Below are 3,213 nucleotides of genomic sequence, written 5' to 3'. Positions count from 1 at the left end.
ATTTTAGTCAATACTTTAGGAGAAAACATTACATCAATTTCTTCTCTTGCAAGAACACTATGATAATAAACTTCTTTTCTTCCCACCTCTTCTTTTGTCATTCCCCCTTCTAGCACACAATCTTTATGCGGGAAATCCAATACAACATCAGAATCGTATTTTAAATACTTGTTTTGACTCGTCAAACCGACTTCGTTACCAAAACGAGTGTAGCTATTTTCCCAGTAGCTCTTAAAGCGAATCATATTCACAAAATCATCTATTTTAAATACGGTCCCTTCACCGATTGAAAATGAATATACTTTCTTTATCTCTTCATTGGCAAAAAGGTCATTTATCAAATCTTTTCTGTAATCTCTCAAAGCTTCAATAACTTTTGATTTTAGAAGATTTCCCTCACTCCAAAATTCAGGATAATTAGATAAGATTTTTTTTATTTCTCCTTGCAATTTAGTTTCCATCAAGATTCTCCTCTAATAATTTTATTTTTATATAAAATAAATTAATTACATTACCATTATAACAGTATGTCTTATCGCATAATAAAATAACCTATTAGTGTATTATTTTCAAACTTACTTTGAAAATGCATAAACATTTACAAAAACACCATTCGGCTGAATAGTGTTCCTTGCGTGGCGTGAGACACGCCCACGCTCTTGCTTTTTGCGTTGTTCTTACGCTCCGTGCCTCCCGTTAGAAAGGGCCAGGAACATAGAGATGCGGCTTGTGAGCCAGCAGCTCTTGTTATCGGGCCGTCAGGGGGGCAGCGGTGCGATGAGCGACTTCGCCAAGAGGTGCTAGACGCTCACGCATGAGCCCGTATCACCATTCTTTCTCCCATGCCCCGTCTTCAGACACGCCCCAATCCTCGAACCGATACTTGATGAGCCAATGGACATGCATCACTTCATATTCGAATGTACCCTGTGATAGCTCTGAGACGACGAAGCTGACGTCTCCATCCGCCACCACCCATGTCCGTAGAGATACACTTTATTGATCGGACGCTCTTCCGCATCCAAGTAGATTACCACCCGGAAGTAAGGCGAGTTCCGTCCTTCATCGAACCGGACAACCTTCTCGACGCAATGTTCCCTGTCGACGACACGTATCCATTCGGGACGCGCCATTAATTCAGAGAACACGGTCTGGACGAACGGATCCAATCCACCGAACGCATAGTCATCAAGTAACCGCTCGTCCATCACGTCTCATCCCTTTCAGTTTTTTATAGACCGATTCCCGATACTTATGTGATTCACGCTTCGTCCAAAGACTCACTAGATAAAAATGTATACATGTATACAAATCTACAAGTATACATGTATACATTTCGGAACAATCAGTTATGTACTTGAAGCGTGTTCGTATTAAAGAAGACCGTCATTTGTTTCAATCGTTCCCCTTCTCTCACTTCACAAAGGATATCCATACTTACCAACTCGAATGCCTCAGGATCGATATACATCCGTTCAGGAAGTCTTCTAAGCAATACCTCTTTCATTTCTTCAATCGTTTGCTGGTCCAATTTGTGATTCATTTGAATCATCCTCTCCTGTTGATAGCTCAACGATACCTCGAATCGGACCACTCGACATCTCGCCTTGTTTCATATAAGCCCTGGGCTTGTTTAAAACAAGCCCAGGGCTTACGTAGGAAAAATGATGATTTTCCCCAAACAAGCACTCATTTTTTCACCATTCCAAACATCGCAAATACACATTCATGAAAAAACAGAGCACCGTGATTTCTTTATGTCTTTGACTTCTCATCAAAACTATTTGTTTTCGCCACGCGAAAACATTCCTTTTCCCGGATCCGAATTCTGGATCCAGGCGAGAGCAACGCGAGTCGCCAATCTTGTAAAAGAAAAACGTATGTTTTTCCTCCTTGCCCTTACCGGACGGACCAGGACCGGTCCCCCGGCCCCGCTCCTTTCCATTCAACCCATGTAACCTCGCTGTTTCATGCTGACATATGACTCGTCCGCACCGAGGATGAGATGGTCGAGCACCGGGATGCCGATGAGGTCGCCCGCCTCATGTAAGCGCTCTGAGACGAGTATGTCCTCTCGGCTCGGGCTCGGGTCCCCGCTCGGGTGTTGGTGACAGGCGATGATACAAGAGGCATTGTTCAAGATGGCGCATTTGAAGATTTCCCGCGGATGGACGACGCTCGAGTTGACGCTCCCGACGTGCGCCCGATGAACACCGATGACCCGATTCTTCGTGTTGAGCATGATGACGAGGAACACTTCACGGTCATCATCCCCGATGAAAGATGCCCCGATTTGTCGGGCGTTGTCGGGTGATTGGATGATGGCGTGCTCGAGCGCGACCATTTCCTCTCGAACCTCTTGCTTGATACGGATGACCTCGATGATTGACGAAAGTTCCATGTTGGTTTGTCCCCTTTCGGATAAGCTGTCCTCAGAACGAACACCGTTGTGCGTCCTGTTGACGGGAACGAAGCGAGCGTCGGGAGACGGTGCAAGGGCGACCGCAGGGAGAGCCTCAAAAAAATGCGTAGAGCAAACGAAGGACCAGGCTTCCGTAGCCAACGAGCGAAAAGCCTTGCTTTGAGCCAAAAGCGAAGGAAGACGGGCCGGAGGGCGCGTCATTTTTTTGACGTCCCTTGCACCGGCGACCAGCGAGCTAGAGTACGGAAACAGGACGCACGAATCACCAATCACGAAAAAGGCTGTTCAAACAAGGTTAACCGGGTATAAAATAAGAACAAATGTTCGTTTTATTAGGAGGATGATTTTTATGACGATGTATCGCGATCGAGGCGAACTGAAATGGATCCCATTTCTCATGCCCGAACACAGAGCCCTACTGACGAAATACTATAAAGAAATTCAAAAGATTGAGATGCCTGATGTCGACGAACAGGTCCTATCGGTTTATGAGAACGTTTTGAACGATGCGATTTTCAGTGGGGACGTGGTCGAGGTGAAGTATATGGAAGAGCGGGAGATGAAGCGGTTCAAGGGGTTCGTGCACCGGACGAACTACATGGAGCGGACCGTCGAGCTGGCCAATCAGCGGGACGGAATCATCTATGTTCCATTCGAGGCAATCATTCACGTGGAACAATCGATAGACTAACGAACTGGCGACTGTTCAGAATCTAGCCTATCAAGAATGTATTGTTTAAATTAATTCGAATAACGAATTCAATTACTTTAAAATTAAACTGTATGATTTG

At 45.3% G+C, this 3,213-nt stretch carries 5 protein-coding genes; 1 reads left to right on the top strand and 4 read right to left on the bottom strand.

The features are described 5' to 3' along the window. From GVY43_RS15880 to GVY43_RS15865, 4 genes are all read right to left on the bottom strand, one after another. Positions 1-461, bottom strand: a 461-nt coding sequence (locus GVY43_RS15880; protein ID WP_256369604.1) for a site-specific DNA-methyltransferase, incomplete at its 3' end; no start/stop codon positions are given. 444 nt (positions 462-905) lie between these two features. Then, positions 906-1,208, bottom strand: a complete 303-nt coding sequence (locus GVY43_RS15875; RefSeq protein ID WP_159563830.1) for a hypothetical protein — start codon at positions 1,206-1,208, stop codon at positions 906-908. 137 nt (positions 1,209-1,345) lie between these two features. Then, a complete protein-coding gene (locus GVY43_RS15870) occupies positions 1,346-1,543 on the bottom strand; it encodes a hypothetical protein (RefSeq protein ID WP_159563829.1) in 198 nt (65 codons plus the stop codon). Between the two features lie 402 nt (positions 1,544-1,945). Further along, on the bottom strand, positions 1,946-2,401 hold the full coding sequence (locus GVY43_RS15865) for a RadC family protein (protein ID WP_159563828.1): 456 nt from the start codon (positions 2,399-2,401) through the stop codon (positions 1,946-1,948). Positions 2,402-2,771: 370 nt separating this feature from the next. Between GVY43_RS15865 and GVY43_RS15860 the strand changes: the two genes are divergently transcribed. Then, complete coding sequence (locus tag GVY43_RS15860; protein WP_236549007.1) at positions 2,772-3,113, top strand: YolD-like family protein; 342 nt, start codon at positions 2,772-2,774, stop codon at positions 3,111-3,113. The last annotated feature ends 100 nt before the right edge of the window (positions 3,114-3,213 follow it).

This window comes from Exiguobacterium sp. 8H (assembly GCF_902506255.1).
Classification (GTDB): Bacteria; Bacillota; Bacilli; order Exiguobacteriales; family Exiguobacteriaceae; genus Exiguobacterium; species Exiguobacterium profundum.
The sequence above is the reverse complement of the archived record's forward strand: the minus strand, read 5'-3'. Positions and strand labels throughout refer to the sequence as shown.